Origin of the sequence: Ruminococcus sp. AM42-11 (assembly GCF_003480145.1) — a bacterium.
In the GTDB taxonomy this organism is placed as follows: domain Bacteria; phylum Bacillota; class Clostridia; order Lachnospirales; family Lachnospiraceae; genus Blautia_A; species Blautia_A faecis.
Map to the genome: position 1 here is coordinate 61,249 of NZ_QUIO01000003.1, position 21,982 is coordinate 83,230.

The 21,982-nt window shown below is 44.2% G+C and carries 20 protein-coding genes and 3 pseudogenes; 15 read left to right on the forward strand and 8 right to left on the reverse strand.

The window, feature by feature from the left end:
- Genes DW904_RS03005 through DW904_RS03020 form a run of 4 tightly spaced genes read right to left on the reverse strand, consistent with a single transcriptional unit; the run spans position 1 to position 3,459 of the window.
- Positions 1-753, reverse strand: coding sequence for a type II secretion system F family protein (locus DW904_RS03005; RefSeq protein WP_118578009.1), 753 nt, complete (start codon positions 751-753; stop codon positions 1-3).
- A complete protein-coding gene (locus DW904_RS03010) occupies positions 750-1,943 on the reverse strand; it encodes an ATPase, T2SS/T4P/T4SS family (RefSeq protein ID WP_118578010.1) in 1,194 nt (397 codons plus the stop codon). The genes DW904_RS03005 and DW904_RS03010 overlap by 4 nt, the downstream gene beginning before the upstream one ends.
- Positions 1,940-2,953: a hypothetical protein gene (locus tag DW904_RS03015; protein WP_118578011.1), complete on the reverse strand. Its 1,014-nt coding sequence runs from the start codon at positions 2,951-2,953 to the stop codon at positions 1,940-1,942. Before DW904_RS03015 ends, DW904_RS03010 begins: the two co-directional genes overlap by 4 nt.
- Positions 2,950-3,459 (reverse strand): prepilin peptidase, encoded by a 510-nt coding sequence (locus tag DW904_RS03020; RefSeq protein WP_118578012.1) that lies wholly within the window; start codon positions 3,457-3,459, stop codon positions 2,950-2,952. The genes DW904_RS03015 and DW904_RS03020 overlap by 4 nt, the downstream gene beginning before the upstream one ends.
- A gap of 274 nt (positions 3,460-3,733) precedes the next feature.
- On the opposite strand from DW904_RS03020, the gene DW904_RS03025 reads away from it, so the two are divergent.
- From DW904_RS03025 to DW904_RS03055, 7 genes and pseudogenes are all read left to right on the forward strand, one after another.
- Entirely contained in the window at positions 3,734-4,354 is a 621-nt protein-coding gene (locus DW904_RS03025) for a GDSL-type esterase/lipase family protein (protein ID WP_118578013.1), read from the forward strand.
- 205 nt (positions 4,355-4,559) lie between these two features.
- Positions 4,560-4,826, forward strand: coding sequence for an extracellular matrix/biofilm biosynthesis regulator RemA family protein (locus DW904_RS03030; protein ID WP_118578014.1), 267 nt, complete (start codon positions 4,560-4,562; stop codon positions 4,824-4,826).
- Positions 4,819-5,444: pseudogene (gene gmk / locus DW904_RS03035) on the forward strand (guanylate kinase). Before DW904_RS03030 ends, gmk begins: the two are co-directional and overlap by 8 nt.
- Positions 5,445-5,579: 135 nt before the next feature.
- Positions 5,580-5,924: a DNA-directed RNA polymerase subunit omega gene (gene rpoZ, locus DW904_RS03040; protein WP_118578015.1), complete on the forward strand. Its 345-nt coding sequence runs from the start codon at positions 5,580-5,582 to the stop codon at positions 5,922-5,924.
- A gap of 1 nt (position 5,925) precedes the next feature.
- Complete coding sequence (gene rimO, locus DW904_RS03045; protein ID WP_118578016.1) at positions 5,926-7,263, forward strand: 30S ribosomal protein S12 methylthiotransferase RimO; 1,338 nt, start codon at positions 5,926-5,928, stop codon at positions 7,261-7,263.
- On the forward strand, positions 7,247-7,786 hold the full coding sequence (gene pgsA / locus DW904_RS03050; protein ID WP_118578017.1) for a CDP-diacylglycerol--glycerol-3-phosphate 3-phosphatidyltransferase: 540 nt from the start codon (positions 7,247-7,249) through the stop codon (positions 7,784-7,786). Before rimO ends, pgsA begins: the two co-directional genes overlap by 17 nt.
- A 127-nt stretch (positions 7,787-7,913) precedes the next feature.
- Positions 7,914-9,176 carry a competence/damage-inducible protein A gene (locus DW904_RS03055; RefSeq protein ID WP_118578018.1) on the forward strand — a complete coding sequence of 421 codons (1,263 nt, stop codon included), beginning with the start codon at positions 7,914-7,916 and terminating at the stop codon, positions 9,174-9,176.
- 24 nt (positions 9,177-9,200) lie between these two features.
- Here DW904_RS03055 and DW904_RS03060 read toward each other — a convergent pair whose 3' ends face one another.
- Positions 9,201-9,473: a hypothetical protein gene (locus tag DW904_RS03060; RefSeq protein WP_118578019.1), complete on the reverse strand. Its 273-nt coding sequence runs from the start codon at positions 9,471-9,473 to the stop codon at positions 9,201-9,203.
- Positions 9,474-9,548: 75 nt separating this feature from the next.
- Complete coding sequence (locus DW904_RS03065) at positions 9,549-9,914, reverse strand: hypothetical protein (protein ID WP_118578020.1); 366 nt, start codon at positions 9,912-9,914, stop codon at positions 9,549-9,551.
- A gap of 186 nt (positions 9,915-10,100) precedes the next feature.
- Here DW904_RS03065 and DW904_RS22700 point away from each other — a divergent pair, with 186 nt between their 5' ends.
- Positions 10,101-10,259 carry a hypothetical protein gene (locus tag DW904_RS22700; protein ID WP_202187657.1) on the forward strand — a complete coding sequence of 53 codons (159 nt, stop codon included), beginning with the start codon at positions 10,101-10,103 and terminating at the stop codon, positions 10,257-10,259.
- Between the two features lie 174 nt (positions 10,260-10,433).
- Here the strand turns inward: DW904_RS22700 and DW904_RS03070 are convergent, their stop codons facing one another.
- Entirely contained in the window at positions 10,434-10,724 is a 291-nt protein-coding gene (locus tag DW904_RS03070; RefSeq protein ID WP_118578021.1) for a hypothetical protein, read from the reverse strand.
- Positions 10,725-11,098: 374 nt separating this feature from the next.
- Here DW904_RS03070 and DW904_RS03075 point away from each other — a divergent pair, with 374 nt between their 5' ends.
- Positions 11,099-12,472, forward strand: coding sequence for a cell wall hydrolase (locus tag DW904_RS03075; protein ID WP_173715955.1), 1,374 nt, complete (start codon positions 11,099-11,101; stop codon positions 12,470-12,472).
- 18 nt (positions 12,473-12,490) lie between these two features.
- Here DW904_RS03075 and DW904_RS24875 read toward each other — a convergent pair.
- A pseudogene (locus DW904_RS24875) lies at positions 12,491-12,595 on the reverse strand (DUF6783 domain-containing protein); the annotation flags it as partial.
- A 625-nt stretch (positions 12,596-13,220) separates the two neighbouring features.
- Between DW904_RS24875 and tyrS the strand changes: the two are divergent.
- The 6 genes and pseudogenes from tyrS to DW904_RS03105 all read left to right on the forward strand — a co-directional run bounded on the left by tyrS (position 13,221) and on the right by DW904_RS03105 (position 21,875).
- Positions 13,221-14,449: pseudogene (gene tyrS, locus DW904_RS03080) on the forward strand (tyrosine--tRNA ligase).
- Between the two features lie 210 nt (positions 14,450-14,659).
- Positions 14,660-17,299, forward strand: coding sequence for an alanine--tRNA ligase (alaS, locus tag DW904_RS03085; RefSeq protein WP_118578022.1), 2,640 nt, complete (start codon positions 14,660-14,662; stop codon positions 17,297-17,299).
- A gap of 159 nt (positions 17,300-17,458) precedes the next feature.
- Entirely contained in the window at positions 17,459-17,635 is a 177-nt protein-coding gene (rpsU, locus tag DW904_RS03090) for a 30S ribosomal protein S21 (RefSeq protein ID WP_004222305.1), read from the forward strand.
- A gap of 174 nt (positions 17,636-17,809) precedes the next feature.
- Positions 17,810-19,360: a cardiolipin synthase gene (cls, locus tag DW904_RS03095; RefSeq protein ID WP_118578023.1), complete on the forward strand. Its 1,551-nt coding sequence runs from the start codon at positions 17,810-17,812 to the stop codon at positions 19,358-19,360.
- 119 nt (positions 19,361-19,479) lie between these two features.
- On the forward strand, positions 19,480-20,679 hold the full coding sequence (locus DW904_RS03100) for a serine hydrolase domain-containing protein (protein WP_243110278.1): 1,200 nt from the start codon (positions 19,480-19,482) through the stop codon (positions 20,677-20,679).
- Between the two features lie 20 nt (positions 20,680-20,699).
- Entirely contained in the window at positions 20,700-21,875 is a 1,176-nt protein-coding gene (locus tag DW904_RS03105; RefSeq protein ID WP_118578024.1) for a cysteine desulfurase family protein, read from the forward strand.
- Positions 21,876-21,982 lie beyond the last annotated feature (107 nt).

The following is a 21,982-nucleotide window of genomic DNA, read 5'->3' on the forward strand; positions in this document are numbered from 1 at the left end:
CTACACCTCGATTTCCACAATCCTTTTCCCCATCCAGTAAGCAGCTCCATATACTGTAAGACAGACTGTCATTGCACAGATTCCAAATGGATTTCCGTAGAGAATATCCAGAAATCCCGGTGATGCCAGCTGCAGATAAAGAATAATTCCTGCCGGCATAAGACTCATGATCATCTGTTCCGACTTCTTCGCAGCCAGAGTCGCTTCAATTTCCTTTTTTACATCAATCTTATCGCCCAGCATTCGAGCCACTTTCTGAATTACATTTCCAAGATCACCACCGCTTCTTTTTGCTGTATACAAAACTGAAGCAAAGTTTTCAATATCCTCAACCTTACAGCGCTGCCCAAGATCCAGAAATAATTCTTCTACCGGCACACTCACTCTCTGTTGTGTCTCTATATAACGAAATTCAGCTACAATATCTTCATTCTTCGGATATAGCTGCTCTAGATCACGCACACAGGCAGAAACTGCATTTTCCACAGAATATCCAGCCTGTACCGCCACACTCATAGAATTCAATGCATCCCGAAACTGATAATTAAGGCGCCGTTTTCTTTCTCTGATCATCTGTTTCTTCTTCCACCTCAGAAAGAACACAGAAACCGAAACCACAAGTAACATTACCCAAGGTGTTTGATAGAACAAATAATCTACAGCACCACACAATGCTGCACTTTCTCCTATATATTTTAAAATTTCTTTCTGAGAATATCTGTATTTTCCATAATCAACTTTCTGCCTGATCATAATTTCACCCCCGCCCGTTCCAGTTTTTCTCTGTGCAGGAGAGGCTCCACAGGCACCAGACCACACCCATCCTGCCATTGATACAATGGTTGTATCCTGATTTCACCATCCGCATACGCACATACTTCTGAAACTTCCAGAAGTTTTCTTGATTTATCGCGCATACGTCCCAGATGCACCAGAATATCTACGCCAGAGGCGATCTGCCTTCTTACCGCCTGAAGCGGCAGATCCAGTTCCGCCATCAATGTCATTATTTCCAGTCTGGCCAGCATATCACGGCAACTGTTTGCATGAGCTGTTCCAAGACTGCCTTCATGCCCGGTGTTCAGTGCCTGAAGCATATCCATAGCTTCCCCACCCCGTACTTCTCCTACGATTATTCGATCCGGTCTCATACGAAGTGCAGACTTAATAAGATCTCTTATACTTACTCCCGGTGCTCCGTTTATGGTCGCTGTCCGGGCTTCAAGGCGCACCAGATTTGCAATCCCTTGAAGCTTCAGTTCTGCATTGTCCTCAATAGTGATAATCCGTTCATCTTTTGGTATGTACTCTGACAAAGCCCCCAGGAATGTGGTCTTCCCACTTCCCGTTCCTCCGCCAATTACAATTGAATACCGGGCCCTTACCAGTTTTTCCAAAAAGGACGCGCACTCTGGAGTTATACTTCCCAGTTCAATCAGCTTTTCCATTGTAATTGGAGTATCCGGAAAACGTCTTATTGTCAGAATTGGACCATTTAATGCTACCGGAGCCACAACCACATTGACTCTGGCGCCATTTTCCAGTCTGGCATCTACTATAGGAGATGATTCATTCACAATGCGATTGCATTTTCCCACTATCTGTTGTATCACATCCTCCAGCTTTTCCTGATCTGTAAAAGACTTCGGCCACCTTGTCAGTTTTCCTTTTCGTTCTACAAAAATAGAATCCGGACCATTCACCATAATCTCAGTTACAGTTTCATCTTCGATCAATTCCTGTAATACATCAAGCTTCCTGACGGAATAAAACAGTTCCTGGCGAAGCTGCACTTTTTCTTTCAGGCTCACTCCTGATTCCCGCAGAGTGTTTACGATCAGCTCATCAATCGTTTCCAGAATTTCCTGGTCTGTAAGTTCCCGGTAAACATCCAGCTTCTCCATGAGCATTTGTCTCAGTTTGCGAAAGATTTCCTGACTCATTCCTTTTCCTTTCTCAGAATTTCCCTGACATAATCTCCAAGTTCACTCCACAGCAGCCCTTCAATATAATTCTCCGGTGCCACGTTTCCTCCATGAAAAGGCGGGCGTACCTTTACAGTTCTGGTAAGAATCTGCGGATAATCCCAGATTCTTATCAGGTTTTCGAATTGGGCAATCTTGGATATGGATACCGGATCAGACAGCACTGGCATATAAATTCTCCGGCACATATCCAGAACTTGAAAAGTCCCATCTACAGCCCCTCCAATATCCAGAATCACAAATTCGTAATTGCTGTGAAGTACAATCTCCTGTATCAGTTTTTCCCAGTCTTCCCATGCAGTTCCTCGTATGTCCTCTGGCGTACGTACAGGCGGAATGAAATCCAGATTGTTTATTGTCTGTACCATACTGTTCATCTTATAAATCAGATTTCCATTTTCCTGCCGTACAAAATAAAGAAGATCACTTAAATTCTGTGCGAACCCTTTTCCCAACATTTCTTCAAAGCCGGAGTATTCCTCCAGATTCAGATAAAGAACAGCTCTTTCTTTTGCCAGAATCTGTCCTAATGTAAGTGCAAACGATGTTTTCAGGCAGCGCCCCAAAGGAGAATATACTGCATAAATTTCCGTGGTCTTTTTCAGTACAGGAAAAACAGCCGGAGCTACTGCTTTCTCGGCTCCGTAACACGCCATCACTTCTCGCACAACATCTGAAGAGGCCTGATATTTATACACACTTGGATAACGGTCCAGATCCGGTGGGTGCACGCCTTCCGAAAGTATAACAATTTTACCAATTTCCAATTCCTGCACCTGACGGCACATAGCCTTCTGGGAAATCAGCAGCAACTCTATGTGATTCATTTTCCCATAGGCGATCAGACTCTCTACGTTGGTAAATGCCTGAATCTCAAATGGGATATTTTTCTTATGATTAAGATAATCCATAAAATTCAAGGCATAATCCACCTCAAGATCACAGACAGCAAAAATATTCTTCTTCAATAGACACCTCCCGCATAAAGCAATGCACTTAAAAATATAGGAACTGTGAAATGAAAATTTTCCAACGGCATACCGCTTTTGTAATAGGGTTCTCTTTTTCCTGTTTTGAAATAAACACTGATGTAATGTAATAAGTAAAGAATTCGCTGGCAGACAATGCCGCTTGAAATCATAAGAGCAGCTGATATGACAGCTCCAATCAGAAAGGAATAGGAAATGCAATTGAGAATTTTCGTCGGTCCGATCATGCTTCCAATAACACTCAAGAGCTTGATGTCTCCGGCTCCCAGCATTCTGAATATGAATAAAATCCCCAGAATCAGTATCGGTACCAGCAGACCGCATATCCAAGATCCGAGACTGCTAACATCCATTTTCCATATTCGCGTAAACAAACTGACCAATACACAAAAAAGCAGCCAGCCATTGTCTACCTTCGCTCTCTGAATATCCATCAGAGCGGCGCAGCCTGCCGCTATAGCAGGAAATATTCTGTAAAAAAGCATAGACGTACCATCCCTTCTTTTACATAGGTTTACTAATAACAGGAGGCTATCTTGAAGTATTTTAGAGCCTGTTTGAGAAAGGCTTTCTGTATTTTATCTTTCGTAGAATAGGGAATAGTCGATCTGAAAAGATGACCTTCGATACCAGATGACTTCTGGTGAGTCTTATTATAGGTTCTCTATCTCCATTTGTCCAGTCTTTTTTTTACAAATTTTTCTAAAAAAACTATAAACCTTTTTGTTCTTGCAGTATAATATTAACGGAGGTAAAATTATGACAATATTAACATGTCTTGGTGACAGCATCACCGATTGTGAACACTGCTTTTCCAGAGATTTCCTTGGCAATGGCTATGTAAAAATGCTGTCAGACTGTCTTAAAAGGGACGGCTCAGACTATCAGGTACGCAATTATGGCACTGACGGCTTTACTATAAACAGACTTCTGCAGAGAATTCAGGGTGATTCTGATTTTACAAGTGATATTATAACAATTTTAATCGGAATTAATGATATTGGATTAATAATGAATACGGACAGAACACCGTTTCAGCAGAGGAATATGCTTTTTTCTTTTTACAAATGCTATGCAGATCTTATAACAATATTAGCAAAATCGAACTCGCGCATTATTTTAATGGAGCCTTTTCTTTTTCCCTGGCCTGCCTGTTATAGAACCTGGCTTCCTTTTCGCCAGAAAATATCACAAATGATCCACCAGCTATCAGAACAGTTTCAAATTTCTTATCTTACATTGCATAAGGAATTGAATGAAAAGGCGCGTCGTTATGGATATTCAGAAATTACTACAGATGGGATTCACCTTACTGAGCAGGGACAAAAATTTCTGGCAGACAGATTGTATAAATTAATTTGCGGCTATTCACCGTACTAGTACATCGTTTTCGAAATAACTATACCACTCACTTGTCTGTGAATCCGATTGCACAGGTATAAAAGCCTCGGCGTAGCCGCTACGCCTGCGTTTTTATACCTGCACACTCGAATCCACATCCTACGTGATTGGTATAGTTATTTACGAAGCGATGTACTAGAGAATCAAAGACGTAAGCTTTCCTTATTGACAGAAGGGTGAAAACATGGCAAAATTAATCAATATCGGATTCGGCAATGTGGTGAATTCCCAGAAAATCGTAGCTGTGGTAAACCCGGATGCCGCTCCGGTGAAACGAATGGTTCAGAGTGTGAAGGGTTCCAATTCCCTTGTGGATGCCACTCAGGGAAGAAAGACCAAGTCTGTGATCGTTACCTCAGACCACATTCTGATATTATCTGCGATCCAGCCGGACACGATCGCTCGCAGATTTGCAGAAGTTATAGAAAATAAGGGAGAGGGCCATGAGTAGAGGAGTTTTGGCAGTTGTTTCCGGATTTTCCGGAGCAGGAAAAGGCACCATTATGAAAAGCCTGATGGCGAAGTACGACAATTACGCATTGTCTGTATCTGCCACCACCAGAAACCCCAGACCAGGGGAAGAAGACGGAAGAGAATACTTTTTCCGCACAAAAGAAGAATTTGAGGAAATGATCCGTCAGGATCAGCTGATCGAATATGCCCGGTACGTGGAGAATTACTACGGCACACCTAAGGCTTATGTGGAGGAGCAGTTGTCAGCAGGCCGGGATGTGATCCTGGAAATCGAGATTCAGGGAGCCCGCAAGATCAAGAAGAAATTCCCGGAGCTGTGCTGGTATTTGTAACAGCGCCCTCCATGGAGGAACTGAAAGAGCGTCTTGTTGGAAGAGGCACTGAGACTGCGGAAGTGATCCACCAGCGTCTTGCAAGAGCTGCACAGGAGGCAGAAGGAGTTGACGAGTACGACTATCTGCTGGTGAATGACCAGCTGGAGGATGCTGTAGACAGGCTTCATAATATTATTCAGAGCGAACATTTCGCCATGAGGCGAAACCTTGGTTTTATCCATGAGATCCAGGCACAGGCAGCAAAGTTTGTGGAAGAATAATCCAAATAAAGAGCAGATGAAACTGCCATAAAATGAAATATTGATTTGCAACTTTATTCGCGAAAATACAGTTTGAAGCTGCGAATCTTTATAAAAATTATAACAATAATCACAATTTTTGAAAGGAGTATATATATGATCCATCCATCTTATTCTGAGTTAATCGAAGCAATCAATACCAACAATGAGGACGACGATGAGAGCATGGTGCTCAACAGCCGTTATTCCCTGATTCTTGCTACAAGCAAGCGTGCGCGTCAGCTGATCGGCGGTGCAAAGCCGTTGGCAGATAATGTTAAAGGCAAGAAACCTCTTTCTATCGCAATTGACGAGTTATATCACGGAAAGGTTAAGATCCTTCCAGGTAAACATGAGGAAGAGGATTTAGCAGAGATCGCAGGACATTCTGCAGAGGAGATTGCTGCTGAAGAACCTGCAGCTGCAGTTGATCCTGCTGAGTCTGAGGAGAGTGCAGAATAATATGAAATTACTGTTCATTTCCCTTGGATGTGATAAGAATCTGGTAGATTCTGAGGAAATGCTTGGAATGCTTGCTGCAGACGGACATGAGATCGTTGATGATGAGGACGAAGCAGAGGTCATTATTGTCAATACCTGCTGTTTTATCGGTGATGCCAAAGAAGAAAGTGTAAATACCATTCTTGAAATGGCAGAGAAGAAAAAGGCAGGTACCTGCAAGGTGCTGATCGTTACCGGCTGCATGGCACAGCGTTACAAGAAAGAAATTTCAGAGGAAATACCTGAAGTGGATGCTATTCTTGGTACAACCTCTTACGGCGATATCAGCAAGGCTGTAAAGGAAGCCCAGGCAGGCAGACACTTTGAAGAGTACAAGAGCATTGATTTTCTTCCGGATATTTCCGGTAAGCGTATGTTGACCACAGGTGGACATTTTGCATATCTGAAAATTGCAGAAGGCTGTGACAAGCATTGTACCTACTGTATTATCCCAAGACTCCGGGGCGGCTACAGAAGCGTGCCTATGGAGCAGCTCGTAAAAGAAGCCCGGTCTCTTGCTGAAAAAGGGGTGAAAGAGCTGATTCTGGTTGCCCAGGAGACTACTGTATATGGTAAGGACATCTATGGAAAGAAATCTCTTCATGTCCTTTTAAAGGAGCTTTGCAAAATAAAGGGAATCCGCTGGATCCGTATTTTGTACTGTTACCCGGAAGAGATTTATGATGAGCTGATTCAGACTATGAAGGAAGAGAAGAAGATCTGTCATTATCTGGATCTTCCGATCCAGCATGCAAGTGACCGTGTGCTGAAACGCATGGGCCGCCGTACCACCAAGCAGGAGCTGGTGGATATTATTGGCAGGCTGCGCCGGGAGATCCCGGATATTTTCCTTCGTACAACCCTGATCAGCGGTTTTCCTGGAGAGACACAGGAAGACCACGAAGAATTGATGGAGTTTGTGGATGAGATCGAGTTTGACCGCCTTGGTGTTTTCCCATACTCTGCTGAGGAGGATACCCCGGCAGCCACTATGGAAGATCAAATTCCGGAGGAGGTCAAGGAAGCCAGACGCGATGAGATCATGGAACTTCAGCAGGAAATTTCTCTTGAAAAGGGTGAGAGCCGCGTTGGTCAGGTGCTGACTGTTATGATTGAGGGCAAAGTATCTGGAGAGAGTGCGTACATTGGACGTACTTACGGAGATGCGCCGAAGGTCGATGGATATATTTTTGTACAGACCGGCGAACTTCTCATGACAGGAGATTTTGCGAGAGTCCGGGTTACCGGAGCTCTGGAGTACGATTTGATAGGAGAGCTGGAAGATGAATACACCGAATAAACTGACTATTGCCAGAATGATCCTGGTACCGTTTTTTGTATTATTTATTCTGACTGGCTGGGGCGGAGATGCCAACCGCTATATCTGCCTTGCTATTTTTGTAGTGGCAAGTATTACGGACTGGTTGGATGGTCATCTTGCCCGCAAGAATAATCTGGTTACCAATTTTGGTAAATTCATGGATCCTCTTGCTGACAAGCTTCTTGTTTGTTCTGCATTGATCTGCATGATCGAGCTTGACCGCCTGCCGGCATGGTTCGTGATCATTATCATTGCAAGAGAATTTATTATCAGTGGCTTCAGACTGATCGCTGCCGAGAACGGCGTTGTCATCGCTGCAAACTACTGGGGCAAATTTAAAACTGCATCCCAGATGGTCATGATCATTCTTCTGATCCTGAACTTTGGGGGAGCTTTTGAAATACTGACACAGATTTTTGTATGGGCATCACTTGCTCTGACGGTGATCTCTCTGATCACTTATATTGTGCAGAATAAGAATGTAATTTCCATGCAGGAATAAAATAGCCGCTGCCCGCGAAACGTTTTTGCGTGCAGAGAGTGAGAATATCTGAATGTAAACCAGCCAGCATCTTTGTGAGCAGAGATGTTGGCTGATTTCAAACATGCTCTGGAAAAGAGGTATATATATGATTGCAGAACTTGTAGCTGTAGGAACTGAGATTTTGCTAGGAAATATTGTAAACACCAACAGCGCATATCTTTCTGAGAAATGTGCCCAGCTGGGACTTTCTGTTTACTATGAGTCTGTTGTGGGAGATAATCGCGACCGAATGAAAGCTGTGATTGCATCTGCCCTTGACAGATCTGACGTGGTAATTCTTTCAGGAGGTCTCGGACCAACGGAGGATGATCTGACTAAGGAAGTATGTGCTGAGGTAATGGGACTTCCTCTTTCTGAAGATCCTCATTCCCGTAAGCGTATTGAGCGTTATATGAAGGAATATAAGAAGAATCATCCGGACAGACGTGTGACCTCCAATAATTATAAGCAGGCGCAGGTTCCGGAAGGCGCTATTGTGCTTGATAACCACAACGGCACAGCACCTGGTCTGATCCTTGAGAAAAATGGCAAGACTGCCATTCTTCTTCCGGGACCGCCTAACGAGCTGATCCCTATGTTTGAGGAGTCTGTTTTCTCATATCTTCGCAAGAAACAGCCGGAGATCATCTGCTCCCAGGTTGTGAAGATCTGTGGAATCGGTGAGAGTCAGGTGGCTGCCGATATCCAGGATATGATCGAGGCTCAGACAAATCCAACTCTTGCCCCATATGCAAAGACAGGAGAAGTTCATCTTCGTATTACAGCCAAGGGTGAGGATGAGAAATCCTGCAAGAAGCTGATCAAACCTGTAGTAAAGGAACTTCAAAAGCGATTCGGCAAAAATGTATTTGCCCTGGATGCGGACAAAACGCTGGAAGAATCTGTTGTGGATCTGCTGAAGGAGAAAGAATTAACTCTGTCCCTTGCAGAATCCTGTACAGGTGGTGCCATTGCTGCCCGCATTGTAAATGTTCCAGGTGCTTCTCAGGTGTTTACCCATGGATTTGTTACTTACAGCAACCGTGCCAAGAGAGAATGCCTTGGGGTGAAGAAATCCACGTTGAAAACAGTAGGAGCTGTTTCTGCAAAATGTGCCAGACAGATGGCAAAGGGCGGCTGCACAGCTTCAGGAGCTGATATCTGTCTTTCTGTTACCGGCCTTGCAGGCCCGGATGGCGGAACCAGTGAGACTCCTGTTGGAACCGTGTTTATGGGTTGCTGCTGCAATGGACATACGATTACCCGGGAATATCATTTTACCGGAAACAGAACCAAGATCCGTCAGCAGGCTGTTGCCAGTGCGCTAGTACTGCTTCGCGAGTGCATGATGGGAGAAGTTGAGGAGTAAGTTTTCTTAATCGCAGAAAATGCTTTACTTCATCATCTTCATCAGGTTTACCACTTTATCAAGCTTTGCACGTTCCCGGGGGCTTTTTCCCATTTTCAAAACCTCAATGATGGTATTGATTTCATTACTGTTAAAGTTCAGACCGGCATTTCTCCCCTGGGAAGCTGCATTCATAATAAATGGCAGCAGATCAGAGGGAGATTTTCCGGCTCCTTGCCGGGCCATCTGCTGGAGCATGTCAAGCTTGTTTTTGTCGATACCTGCAAGCTTTGGATTATCCTGCCAGTTGTCATCCATATGGAATCATTCCTTTCTTATATAGTAATGCTGCCAATTGGCGACATGTCCGTTTTGAATGAAATTTTTCTGTTTTTACTGTCGTTCTTCTTCGCAATTATCTTCTGGAGATGGTTCATTCATCATCCTCAGCATTTCTGCCATGGTCATCATATTGGTGATCTGATCCAGAGTCTTTCGTATATCTCCAAAACAGTAGCGGCGCAGGTCGTTTATGACTTCAAGAGGCTGGGCAGGGGCTGCTGCAGCCTGTATCTGCATGGCTTCTGACGGCTTTGTAAAAAGAGCGACTGTATTGGAAAGTTCCCTGGCTTTTGCAAAAACGGACAGAAACTGTTGCTGCCTGGGTGGAAAATAGGGGATGAGAGCTTTTAACAGCTGTCCCTGGTCAGTTCCCACCATCTGATCCAGAGCTGTCTGGGCAATATATTCCTGATCCATAAAAATCCCTTTTCTATATCTATGTTGTTGTTATTAAAATATGACGACGGTTTGAAAACGGTGAAATCTTCTGCAAATTGTGACGCACATTCTGCAGAAAGCATTTTTCAAACACGCTCTGACATCTGTAACATATTCTATAGCAGGGGGATGTATGAATTTCCCGCAAAGTCAGGAGGGAAAGTTATGAGAAGAGAAAATGAAAAGCTTATTATAGATGGAAATGCCATATACGAGCTGGATCTGGAATGTGTGCGAAAGAAGCAAGGAAAACAGGAAGAAAATGGTAGGTGTGTGGAGCAGTCAGAAGAAAGAAGGCAGTCCGCAAACCATACCGGGGATTAAAGACAATTTGCAGGAGAGAGTTTCTACCCAGAGCGTGGTTGAAAAAGAAACAAGGAAACGTAAGAATGCTTTTAGAATATGCCTGAAAAAGGGGACAGGGGAAAATTCCCGCTGTCCCGATTTTTTTGAAAAGGACTGAGAAGACAGCCCTTTTTCATATGTGGGAAACTCAGATCAGCAGCCGCAGCCATTTCCCCATCCACCGCAGAGAAGCAGAAGGATGATAATGATCCAGCAGCAGTCACCATTTCCGTTGCCACAGCTGTTGTTGCAGCCAATACCGTTGCCGCCGCATGCGCAAAGAAGAATGATGATCCAGAGAATATTGCATCCACAGGAGCCGTTCCCAAAGGAAAGCCCACATCCATTGTCACATCCGCAGCCATTATTACAACCGCAGTTACCACATCCGCAACCGGATCTTTCCTCGCCGCAGCCACAGTTTGTAGCAGCTAAATCACTCATGCTGTTACCTCCAGAAAATGTTTACAGTTCATCATATGGAGGGGACAGGGGGTGTGTGACAAAGCAGTTGACAGAAAAGAGAAATTTGGCTATAATAAACTGAAATGTAATATTTCTGTAATCTTTGAAAAGAATTCGACATAAAATATATAAAACAAGGATTGAGTTGTTAAGAATTAAGTCTGCGAAGCAAACGCTGTTTTTTGTGAACAAAGTTCACAGAAAACCCGAGAATCTCAGCGCGAAATCATGCGAATGCATGATTTCTGTGCATCGCGAAGCGTGTTACTGGTCACGGAGTAAACAGTAACTGTTTGTGAAAAGCAGAGGTGGGAAAGCTTCGGAATTAGTCAGGTCAAAGAGAGGAAAATGCTATGATAAAAGAAGAGAGAAACAGAAAGCAAAGTCTGGCTCTGGTGCTGCTTGTGATTGCCACATTATGTACGGTTTTTCTGATGACAAGGGATGTTCAGGCTGCGAAAGCCGGATTTAAGACTATAAACGGCAAGACCTACTACATAACAGCCAGCGGAGCCAAGCAGAAAGGCTGGCTGACTCTGAAAGGCAAGAAATACTATTTTAATAAAAAAACAGGCGTACAGTTAAAAGGCTGGCAAAAAGACAGTAAGGGCAGAAACATCCGGTATTTTACCAAGGGAAAAGGTGTGATGGCCACCGGTTTTCTGAAGAGCGGAACCGTAACCCGTTATTTCAGACCTTCCAATGGTAAGCTTGTCCGCGGCTGGCTGACCTTAAAGGGTAAGAAATATTATTTTACCAGCGGGACAGGCGCTATGGTAAAGGGCTGGCAGACCACAGCTAAGAAAGAGAAACGTTATTTCAAGAGCAATGGTCAGATGCTAACCGGCTGGTTCACGGATTCTAAGGGATATACCCGCTATTTTAATACCAGCACCGGTATTATGTATACCGGACTTAAGACTGTAGATGGAGATATCTATTATTTTTCCAAGACCAGCGGAGTCCGTTATCAGAAAGGCTTTGGCAAGGTTGGAAGCAAGCGGTATTATTTTAGTACCACAGATGGCAAAGCGCAGACCGGCTGGCTGAGTCTGGATGGAAACAGCTATTATTTTGGAACAACAGGCGTGATGTACGTAAACACTACAGCTTCCATTGGAGGAAAGACCTACGCGTTTGATTCCAATGGTGTTGCTTCCGAGAAACAGGATTCAGGAAAGGATGACAATGACAGCAGTATTACCTTTACCTGGTATGATGAGAAACGTGGCCGCAATTTTACTATTATGAAGGAGCTTAAGAGTCATCCGGGAGTTGCAGATGGAACCAAGTCTGATCTTGATATTCTGGCAGCTGTCTGCGAGGCTGAGGCAGGAGACCAGGGAATTGCAGGTATGAAGGCAGTTGCTCTCTGCCTTTTGAACAGAACTCTGGACAAGGAGTTTCCGTCCAGTGTCCGTTATGTGCTTTACCAGGGAACTACCTTCCCCCAGTATTCAGTCGTGACAAACAACCAGCTGCTGAAACGTCTGAATGGTCAGTTTATTGACCGTGCAAGCGCTTATGAAGCTGCCCAGCAGGCACTTGACAGTTTTAATGCTTATGTGCTGAATGGTACACCGCGTACAGTAAGCGGAATCAAGGCCAAAGATTTTAATTATAAGTATTTTATGATGACTTCTGCATTCTGGAAACAGCCATTGAATTTTAAAAAGGTTGTATATGAGACATACAAGGATCATACATTTTTTGTGGACTGGGTATAAAGGCTGCTGTCTAGCGCGTGTTTGAAAAATCATTCCCGCAATCTGCACGCCCCACTTTGCGGTGTATTTTGCCCGAATTCGGTTGCCGTGGCCACCGCTACGCCTTCTTCTTCCGCCTTGCATATGAAGAAGTCATTCTGCGTCAATATAGCAGAAACTTGATTTTTGATGTTCGGGTCACGGAGCGAACAGTAAACTTTATCGCGGTGAGTTGCTAAAATATAAAGCTAAAATCCTTGACAAAAACAGACAGCCTTTGTATACTTGCAAGTATTAAATGAGAAAGGCTTTGAAGGGAACAAGTAGCTTTGGAAAGAGCACACAGAGAGCTGCCGGATGGTGAGAGGCGCGTGCAGAGATCCATTGTGAATACATCCCGGAGCTTTGCACCGAACGGTTTTGAAGTGGCAGAGACAGCAGCGGACAGGCGCTTGTGATCGCTTGCAGAAATCCAGTAGGCTGTGACGGAGTGGCATACGTTATCATGCCGGGGTGATAATTCTGAAGAGTATTTGAAGACATTTATTTTTGGACAGTATTGTCTGTGGGGATAATCGTCTGGAAGAATTTTTCAGTATGGTCACTTATCGAGGCAGAAAGTGCGAGCTTTCTGTAAATTTAGGTGGTAACGCGGGACCCGGTTCTCGTCCTAAAGGGACATGAGAACCGGGCTTTTTATATCTGCAGCGGCTTTTTCGTAAAGAGAGAATAAGCAGCTCACATTTCTATTTTACAGGAGGAAAATAAAATGACAGTTTGGGAAGAACTGAAAGCCAGAGGCCTGATCGCCCAGGTAACAGACGAAGATGAGATTAAAGAAATGGTAAATAACGGAAAGGCAACTTTCTATATTGGATTTGACCCAACCGCAGACAGCCTTCATGTAGGACATTTCATGGCACTTTGCCTGATGAAACGTCTGCAGATGGCAGGGAACAGACCAATCGCCCTTCTTGGCGGCGGAACCGGTATGATCGGTGACCCATCCGGAAGAACCGACATGCGCCAGATGCTGACGAAAGAGACCATCCAGCATAACATTGACTGTTTCAAGAAACAGATGGAGCGTTTCATCGACTTTTCTGATGGAAAGGCACTTATGGTAAACAATGCAGAATGGCTGATGAACCTGAATTATGTGGAGCTTTTACGTGAGGTTGGAGCTCACTTTTCTGTTAACCGTATGCTTACAGCAGAGTGCTACAAACAGCGTATGGAAAGAGGCTTAAGCTTCCTGGAATTTAACTACATGATCATGCAGAGCTATGACTTCTATATGCTGTACCAGAAATACGGCTGCAATATGCAGTTCGGTGGCGATGACCAGTGGAGCAACATGCTTGGCGGTACTGAGCTGATTCGCCGTAAGCTTGGAAAAGACGCATATGCTATGACAATCACCCTTCTTCTTAACTCAGAAGGTAAGAAAATGGGTAAAACACAGTCTGGTGCTGTCTGGCTGGATCCAAATAAGACATCTCCATTCGATTTCTACCAGTACTGGAGAAATGTGGACGACGCAGATGTTATCAAATGCATGAAGCTTCTTACCTTCCTTCCGCTGGAAGAAATCCAGGAGATGGAGAAATGGGAAGGCAGCCAGCTGAACAAGGCAAAAGAGATCCTTGCATTCCAGCTTACCGAGCTTGTTCATGGAACAGAAGAAGCGAAGAAGGCAGAGGCTGGTGCCAAGGCACTTTTTGCAGGCGGAGCTGATACAGAGCATATGCCGACCACTGAGCTTGCAGCAGAGGATTTTGACGAAGAAGGCAATATCGACCTGATCAGCCTTCTTGTAAAATCCGCTCTTGTAACAACCCGTTCCGAGGAAGAAGAGCCATCGAGCAGGGCGGCGTTTCCGTTGACGGTGAGAAAGTGACGGACATCAGACATGTACTTTCCAAAGACGCTCTCACAGGTGACGGTATTGTCCTTAAGAGAGGAAAGAAGAAATTTAATAAAGTATTTGTAAAATAAGATCATAAAAGGGGACCAGATACGCTCTAAATCTGATCGTTGATGCGAAAACAGATTTTTGTACTGGTCCCCGACTTATGCAAAAAATATTTTGACCGTGATAAAGATATATGCTATCATATAAACCATGCAAGCATTCCAATAAGAGGAATGCACGTTATTGTTTACAGTAACGAAAGTACTTCTTTATTGCGTAGGAGGAGAATTGAAATGAAGAAATACGGAGTAAACGAACTTCGAAAAATGTTTCTGGATTTCATGGAGAGCAAAGGACATCTTGTTCTGAAAAGCTTTCCATTGGTTCCACAGGGCGATAAAAGTGTCCTGCTGATCAATGCAGGAATGACACCACTGAAACCATATTTCACAGGAGCAGAGAAACCACCCCGTACAAGGGTCAGCACATGCCAGAAATGTATCCGTACAGGTGATATTGAGAATGTAGGTAAGACTGCACGTCACGGTACATTCTTTGAAATGCTTGGTAATTTCTCTTTTGGAGATTACTTTAAAAGAGAGGCCATTCACTGGTCATGGGAGTTCCTGACTGAGGTGGTAGGTCTGGATGCCAGCCGTCTTTATCCGTCTGTTTATCTGGAGGATGATGAGGCTTTCGATATCTGGAATAAAGAGATTGGAATTCCGGCAGAGCGTATTTTCAAATTTGGCAAAGAGGATAACTTCTGGGAGCACGGCGCAGGTCCATGCGGTCCATGTTCTGAGATTTACTATGACCGTGGAGAAAAATATGGCTGCGGCAAGCCGGGATGTACAGTAGGCTGTGACTGTGACCGTTACATGGAAGTATGGAACAACGTATTTACCCAGTTTGAGAATGACGGAAATGGCAATTATACAACTCTGAAACAGAAGAATATTGATACCGGTATGGGTCTTGAGCGTCTGGCTGTTGTTGTCCAGGACGTAGATTCCATTTTCGATGTAGATACTATCTGTTCCCTTCGTAACCTGGTAAGTAGGATTTCCGGCAAACCGTATGGGGTACATCATGAGGACGATGTTTCCATCCGTCTGATCACAGACCATATCCGTTCCGCGACATTCATGATCTCCGATGGTATCATGCCTACCAATGAAGGACGTGGATATGTACTTCGCCGTCTGATTCGCCGTGCTGCAAGACACGGAAGACTTCTGGGAATTGAGGGCAACTTCCTTGCTACTTTAAGTGCAGAAGTAATTGACGGCTCCAAGGATGGATATCCGGAACTGGAAGAGAAGAAAGAATTTATCTTCAACGTTCTCACCAACGAGGAGAACCAGTTCGGTAAGACAATCGACCAGGGACTTCGTATCCTGACTGATATGGAAGAGGCTATGAATGCAGCAGGAGAGAAGACTCTTTCCGGTGAAAACGCATTTAAATTATATGATACCTATGGATTCCCTCTTGATCTGACCAAGGAGATCCTTGAGGAGAAGGGCTACGAGATCGACGAGGAAGGCTTCAAGGCTGCTATGGATGAGCAGAGAGAGAAAGCACGTTCCTCCCGTGAGGTAACCAATTATATGGGAGCTGACGCTACTGTATATGACCAGATCGATACTTCTGTTACCACAGAGTTTGTTGGATACGATCACCTTTCCTTTGAATCTCCGGTTACTGTTCTTACCACAGAAGCTGAGATCGTAGATTCCCTGATGGAAGGACAGAAGGGTACTGTTTTCGTAGAGAAAACACCTTTCTATGCAACTATGGGAGGTCAGGTTGGAGATACCGGTGTGATCGAGACTGCAAATGGCAAATTCATCGTAGAAGATACCATCAAGCTTCGCGGCGGCAAATTCGGTCATGTAGGATATATGGAATCTGGCATGATTTCCAAGAGAGAGACCGTTTCTCTGAAAGTAAATGTTGCTGCAAGAAAAGATATTGAGAAGAACCACAGTGCGACACATCTTCTTCAGAAAGCTCTGAAAGAAGTTCTTGGTTCTCATGTAGAGCAGAAGGGTTCTCTTGTAACTGCTGACAGACTTCGTTTCGACTTTGCCCACTTCACAGCTATGACTGCTGAGGAAATCAGTAAAGTTGAAAAAATTGTAAATGAGCAGATTCAGGCAGGACTTGAGGTTCATACCGATATCATGGATGTTGAGGAAGCAAAGAAGTCCGGTGCTATGGCACTGTTTGGCGAGAAGTATTCCCAGAAGGTACGTGTGGTATCTATGGGTGATTTCTCCAGAGAGCTCTGTGGTGGTACCCATGTTGCAAATACAAGCTCCATCATGCTGTTTAAGATTGTTTCTGAGTCCGGTATCGCAGCAGGTGTCCGCCGTATTGAGGCACTGACCGGAAACGGGGTTCTGGAATACTATAAGAAGCAGGAAGCACTTCTTCACGAGGCTGCCAAGGCTCTGAAAACAAACCCTTCCGAGATGATTGAGAAGATCACACATCTTCAGGGTGAGGTGAAGGCTCTTGCAAGTGAGAATGAATCTCTGAAGAGCAAACTGGCTCAGGGTGCTCTGGGAGATGTTATGAATCAGGTTGTAGAAGTAAAAGGTGTGAAACTCCTTGCTGCCAAGGTAGAGGGCGTTGACATGAACGGACTTCGTGATCTTGGTGACCAGCTGAAAGAGAAGCTTGGCGAGGGCGTCGTTGTCCTTGCAGCAGTAAATGAGGGCAAGGTGAACCTTCTTGCAATGGCTACTGATTCTGCACAGAAAGCAGGAGCACATGCAGGAAACCTGATCAAAGCTGTTGCTGCAATCGTTGGCGGCGGCGGTGGCGGACGTCCGAATATGGCTCAGGCTGGTGGAAAGAATCCGGAGAAGGCAGGCGAGGCAATCGAAGCAGCAGCCGGAATCCTGGAAGGACAGATTCACTAAAAAACACTCAAAATTTTGTCAAAAATTTTTGTAAAATTAAACCAAAAGTTGTTGACGAATCCCGAGTGCATGATATATAATAATGTTCGTGCAAGAAAAATACCCAGACAGTTGTATTTTAGCACAATCTACAACTGGAGGGAGGTTAGGTGTGAGTCTATGTCAAACGTTATCGTAAAAGAAAACGAGACTTTAGATAGCGCTCTTCGCAGATTCAAGAGAAGCTGTGCAAAAGCAGGTATCCAGCAGGAAATCCGCAAAAGAGAGCATTACGAGAAACCAAGCGTTCGTCGTAAGAAAAAATCTGAAGCCGCAAGAAAACGTAAATATAATTAATTGTGCGCAAAAATCCCTGGCTGCATTCAGTCAGGGATTTTTAAATCCCGCAATATCTTCAAATTTGGCTCATTGTCTTCAGGGAAGAACTGATTTTTATATATGGTGATATCGCTGGCTGACCACATGTCCGTTTTGTTGCTGACCGGTGTATGAAGGAGAAAATATAAACTTATGATGATTTTGAAAAAAATAGCCAAGCTTCTGTTTAACCGGGTATTTTATGTAATATTTGCCATGGCGGTGCAGCTTGGCTGGCTGTTGACTATATTTCTGCGTCTTGCAGGATATTCCAGATATATGTCTTTTATTCTGGATGTTATCAGTATTCTGGTTGTTCTGAAAATTGTGAATCGAAAGATAAACCCCTCGTATAAACTGGCATGGACGATGTTGATCCTGTGCCTGCCAATTTTTGGCCTTGTTTTGTATCTTGTATTTGGACGTTCCAGAATTGCTGCTTATATGCAGGATCGATTTAATGAGATGCTGATGAAGTCCGGTAATCTTTTACAGACAGATCCTGAAATACATGATCTTCTGGAGGCAGAAGATATATCTGCATGCAACCAGTCGGATTATATATATCATAATGCAGGTTATCCTATTCACGGAAATACTACCGCAGAATATTTCCAGGTTGGAGATGACATGTTCCCGGTTCTTGTAAGGGAACTGGAGCAAGCACAGCATTATATTTTTATTGAGTATTTTATAATCCATGATGGAGTAATGTGGAGAACCATACTGGATATACTGGAGAGGAAGGTTCAGGAAGGTGTGGATGTCCGTCTGATTTATGATGACATGGGATGTCTTACCACGCTCCCTCATAAATATTATGAAACCATGAGATCCAAAGGAATCAAGTGTCAGGTCTTTAATCCTTTCCGTCCGATCTTGAATATTATCCAGAATAACCGTGATCATCGGAAATTCTGTATTATTGATGGATATGTGGGATTTACCGGTGGTGTAAATCTGGCAGATGAGTATATCAACCAGAAGGAGCGCTTTGGACACTGGAAGGACACTGCGGTTATGCTGAAGGGGGAAGCTGTCTGGAACATGACTGCCATGTTCCTTCATATGTGGAATGTGATTACCAATAACCGTGAGGATCATTCACTTGAGAAATATCTGCCTCATGTATGGCATCCGGAGGCATTTGAAGGGGATGGATATATTCAGCCGTTTTGTGATTCTCCGCTGGATAACGAGACTGTTGGAGAGAATGTTTATCTGAATATTATCAATCGTGCAAAAAGGTATGTGTATATCTGTACACCCTATCTTGTTATTGACAATGAGATGATGACTGCTCTTTGTCTCGCAGCAAAAAGTGGTGTGGATGTCCGTCTGATGACACCTGGGATTCCAGACAAAAAATTGGTATTTCTTCTTACCCAGTCTTACTACGAGCAGCTTCTGGAAGCAGGAGTGAAAATCTATGAATATCAGCCGGGATTTTTACATGCCAAGTCCTTTGTATGTGATGACGAGATCGCTGTTGTGGGAACCATCAATCTGGACTACCGGAGCTTGTATCTTCACTTTGAGGATGGTGTATGGATCTATCGGAATCAGGTGATTTATGATATTAAAAAGGATTTCACAGATACCCTGGAATATTGTAATCCGGTATCTTTGGAATTCTGTCGTGGAAGAAATATTGCAGTGCGGGCGATGCAGAGTATTCTAAGGTTATTTGCACCGATGCTGTAGAGCGTGTTCAAAAAGGGGTTTCTGCAAATTGAGGCGTATAGATTGCGGAAATGATTTTTCAAACACGCTCTAAACCTTATGAAGAATGAGTATATAGATGATGCCCCTTACCTGCGGCATTGCCATATATAAATCAGGAGGTCAGATATGAGAAAAGAGATAAAGAAACAGCTTCAGACGATTATGGATCAGGCAGTAAGGATAATCAGATTGCCGGTATGAATATGATGGTAATAAAGGACGGCCAGGAGGAAGCCTATCTTCAGTGTGGCTATGCGGATAAAGCAAATGGGAGAATGATTGAACGGGATACCATATTCCGTCTTTTTTCCATGACGAAACCGATTACAGCGGCAGCGGCCATGATTTTATTTGAAAGAGGAGTAATTGATCTGGCAGATCCGGTTTCCAGATATATTCCGGGATTTGCAGACCAGATGGTGTCTGTACCTGACGGACTGGCACCAGTATGGCATAATGTAACGGTTTATCATTTGTTGTCTATGACCAGTGGTTTGACTTATGGCGGAAACAGCAGTGCCGCAGAGTTTGCCGTTGGAAATGTGATGGAAGAAATACATGCACGTCTGAATACAGAGCATCCCATGACAACACTGGAATTTGCAGATAAGATCGGCAGATGTCCTTTGGAGTTTCAGCCCGGAGAGCGCTGGAAGTATGGGGTATCCGCAGATATTCTGGCAGCAGTGGTGGAGAAGGCTTCCGGCATGAAATACGGTGAATTTCTTAAGAAGGAGCTTTTTGTGCCTTTGGGAATGAAAGATACAGATTTCTATGTTCCAGGTGAGAAGCTGGACAGACTGGCCATGACTTATGAGCAGACTGCCGGTGAAATGAAAGAATTCCGTGACAACAGTCTGGGAATCCGTCTTTCCATGGACGTACCGCCTGCTTATGAAGCCGGAGGGGCAGGGCTTGTTTCCACCATTGAGGATTATTCCAGATTTGCGGCTATGCTGATAAACAAAGGCAGCTTCCAGGGCAGACAGATCCTTAAGCCTGCTTCTGTGGAATATATGACCACCCACAAGCTTATACCATGTCAACAGGAGTGGTTTGAAAAATGGTGGGAGATGAATGGATATTCTTATGGAAATCTGATGCGTGTGATGACGGATCCGTGGAAGGCACCCTTTGCATGCTGTGAGGGTGAATATGGCTGGGATGGCTGGCTTGGCTGCTATTTCGCCAATTTTCCCAAGGAGAATATGACGATTCTTATGATGATGCAGAAGAAAGATGCAGGGACATTTGATCTTACAAGGAAGCTGAGAAATGTGCTGCTTCTTGGAATGTAATATAAAGAGGAATTTGAGTTATGCCTAGAATTTATGCAGACAATGCAGCAACCACAAAAATAAGTCAGACAGCAATGAAGGCTATGATTTCTGCAATGGAGAATAGTTACGGAAATCCGTCCAGTATTCATCAGATTGGGATGGCAGCAAATGATGCCTTACAGACGGCGAGAGAGCAGATCGCACGTTGCCTTGGCTGTATGCCGAAAGAGATTTTTTTTACATCAGGTGGGACAGAATCAGATAATCAGGCAATTGTGTCAGCGGCTATGCTTGGGGCGAAACAGAATAAGAGGCATATTATTTCTACTGCGTTTGAGCATCATGCGGTGCTTCATACTCTGAGAAGGCTGAAGGAGCAGGGATTTGAGATTCAGCTTCTGGATGTGGGTGCAGAGGGGAATATTACAGCTGCTCAGGTGGAAGAAGCAATTCGGCTGGATACCTGTCTGGTTACGGTTATGTTTGCTAATAATGAAATTGGCTCTGTTCTTCCTATAGCGGAAATTGGAGAAGTCTGTCGTGCTCACGGGGTGCTTTTTCACACAGATGCAGTGCAGGCAGCAGGACATATCCCGGTAAATGTGAAGAAACAGAATATTGATATGTTATCTCTTTCCGCACATAAATTTCATGGTCCAAGAGGAATCGGTGCATTGTATGTGAAACGGGGGATTGAACTGACTTCTCTTATGGAGGGCGGCGGCCAGGAGCGTGGAAAACGGCCAGGCACAGAGAATTTACCGGCAATTATGGGAATGGCAGCTGCTCTGAAAGAAGAGTGCACTTTGATGGAACAAAATGAAGCCAAGGTTATCGCCATGCGAGATCGTTTGATTCAGGGGCTTTCGCAGATTCCTTATAGTATACTGAATGGTTCCAGGGAGAAACGCTTGCCTGGTAATGTGAATTTCTGCTTTGAAGGTGTATCCGGTGAAAGCCTGCTGCTTCTTCTGGATAGCAGGGGAATCTGTGCTTCTTCCGGTTCTGCCTGCGCATCAGGTGCCCTGGATCCAAGCCATGTACTTCTTTCTCTTGGTCTCGCTCCTGAAATCGCCCAGGGTTCACTCAGAATCAGCCTTGACATTTCCAATACTGAGGAAGAAATCGATTATATGCTGGAAGTGATTCCCCAGGTGGTGGAACAACTCCGCGGAATGTCAGATGATTGGCGGAAAAAGCATTGCGAGGATTAAAAGAATCGTGTATGATACAAGATATGATTATTAGAATAGATTGCTATTTAGTTGATTAAAAGTTCTTCAATGCGGACGCATTTGGACAATGTGTATTACTCACTCGC

What these genes read in the sequence shown, in the direction of transcription:
- DW904_RS03005 (WP_118578009.1), bottom strand. Translation starts at nt 753, where the DNA reads ATGATCAGGCAGAAAGTTGATTATGGAAAATACAGATATTCTCAGAAA.
- DW904_RS03010 (WP_118578010.1), bottom strand. Translation starts at nt 1,943, where the DNA reads ATGAGTCAGGAAATCTTTCGCAAACTGAGACAAATGCTCATGGAGAAG.
- DW904_RS03020 (WP_118578012.1), bottom strand. Translation starts at nt 3,459, where the DNA reads ATGCTTTTTTACAGAATATTTCCTGCTATAGCGGCAGGCTGCGCCGCT.
- DW904_RS03025 (WP_118578013.1), top strand. Translation starts at nt 3,734, where the DNA reads ATGACAATATTAACATGTCTTGGTGACAGCATCACCGATTGTGAACAC.
- DW904_RS03030 (WP_118578014.1), top strand. Translation starts at nt 4,560, where the DNA reads ATGGCAAAATTAATCAATATCGGATTCGGCAATGTGGTGAATTCCCAG.
- rpoZ (WP_118578015.1), top strand. Translation starts at nt 5,580, where the DNA reads ATGATCCATCCATCTTATTCTGAGTTAATCGAAGCAATCAATACCAAC.
- rimO (WP_118578016.1), top strand. Translation starts at nt 5,926, where the DNA reads ATGAAATTACTGTTCATTTCCCTTGGATGTGATAAGAATCTGGTAGAT.
- pgsA (WP_118578017.1), top strand. Translation starts at nt 7,247, where the DNA reads ATGAATACACCGAATAAACTGACTATTGCCAGAATGATCCTGGTACCG.
- DW904_RS03055 (WP_118578018.1), top strand. Translation starts at nt 7,914, where the DNA reads ATGATTGCAGAACTTGTAGCTGTAGGAACTGAGATTTTGCTAGGAAAT.
- DW904_RS03060 (WP_118578019.1), bottom strand. Translation starts at nt 9,473, where the DNA reads ATGGATGACAACTGGCAGGATAATCCAAAGCTTGCAGGTATCGACAAA.
- DW904_RS03065 (WP_118578020.1), bottom strand. Translation starts at nt 9,914, where the DNA reads ATGGATCAGGAATATATTGCCCAGACAGCTCTGGATCAGATGGTGGGA.
- DW904_RS22700 (WP_202187657.1), top strand. Translation starts at nt 10,101, where the DNA reads ATGAGAAGAGAAAATGAAAAGCTTATTATAGATGGAAATGCCATATAC.
- DW904_RS03070 (WP_118578021.1), bottom strand. Translation starts at nt 10,724, where the DNA reads ATGAGTGATTTAGCTGCTACAAACTGTGGCTGCGGCGAGGAAAGATCC.
- DW904_RS03075 (WP_173715955.1), top strand. Translation starts at nt 11,099, where the DNA reads ATGATAAAAGAAGAGAGAAACAGAAAGCAAAGTCTGGCTCTGGTGCTG.
- alaS (WP_118578022.1), top strand. Translation starts at nt 14,660, where the DNA reads ATGAAGAAATACGGAGTAAACGAACTTCGAAAAATGTTTCTGGATTTC.
- rpsU (WP_004222305.1), top strand. Translation starts at nt 17,459, where the DNA reads ATGTCAAACGTTATCGTAAAAGAAAACGAGACTTTAGATAGCGCTCTT.
- cls (WP_118578023.1), top strand. Translation starts at nt 17,810, where the DNA reads ATGATGATTTTGAAAAAAATAGCCAAGCTTCTGTTTAACCGGGTATTT.
- DW904_RS03105 (WP_118578024.1), top strand. Translation starts at nt 20,700, where the DNA reads ATGCCTAGAATTTATGCAGACAATGCAGCAACCACAAAAATAAGTCAG.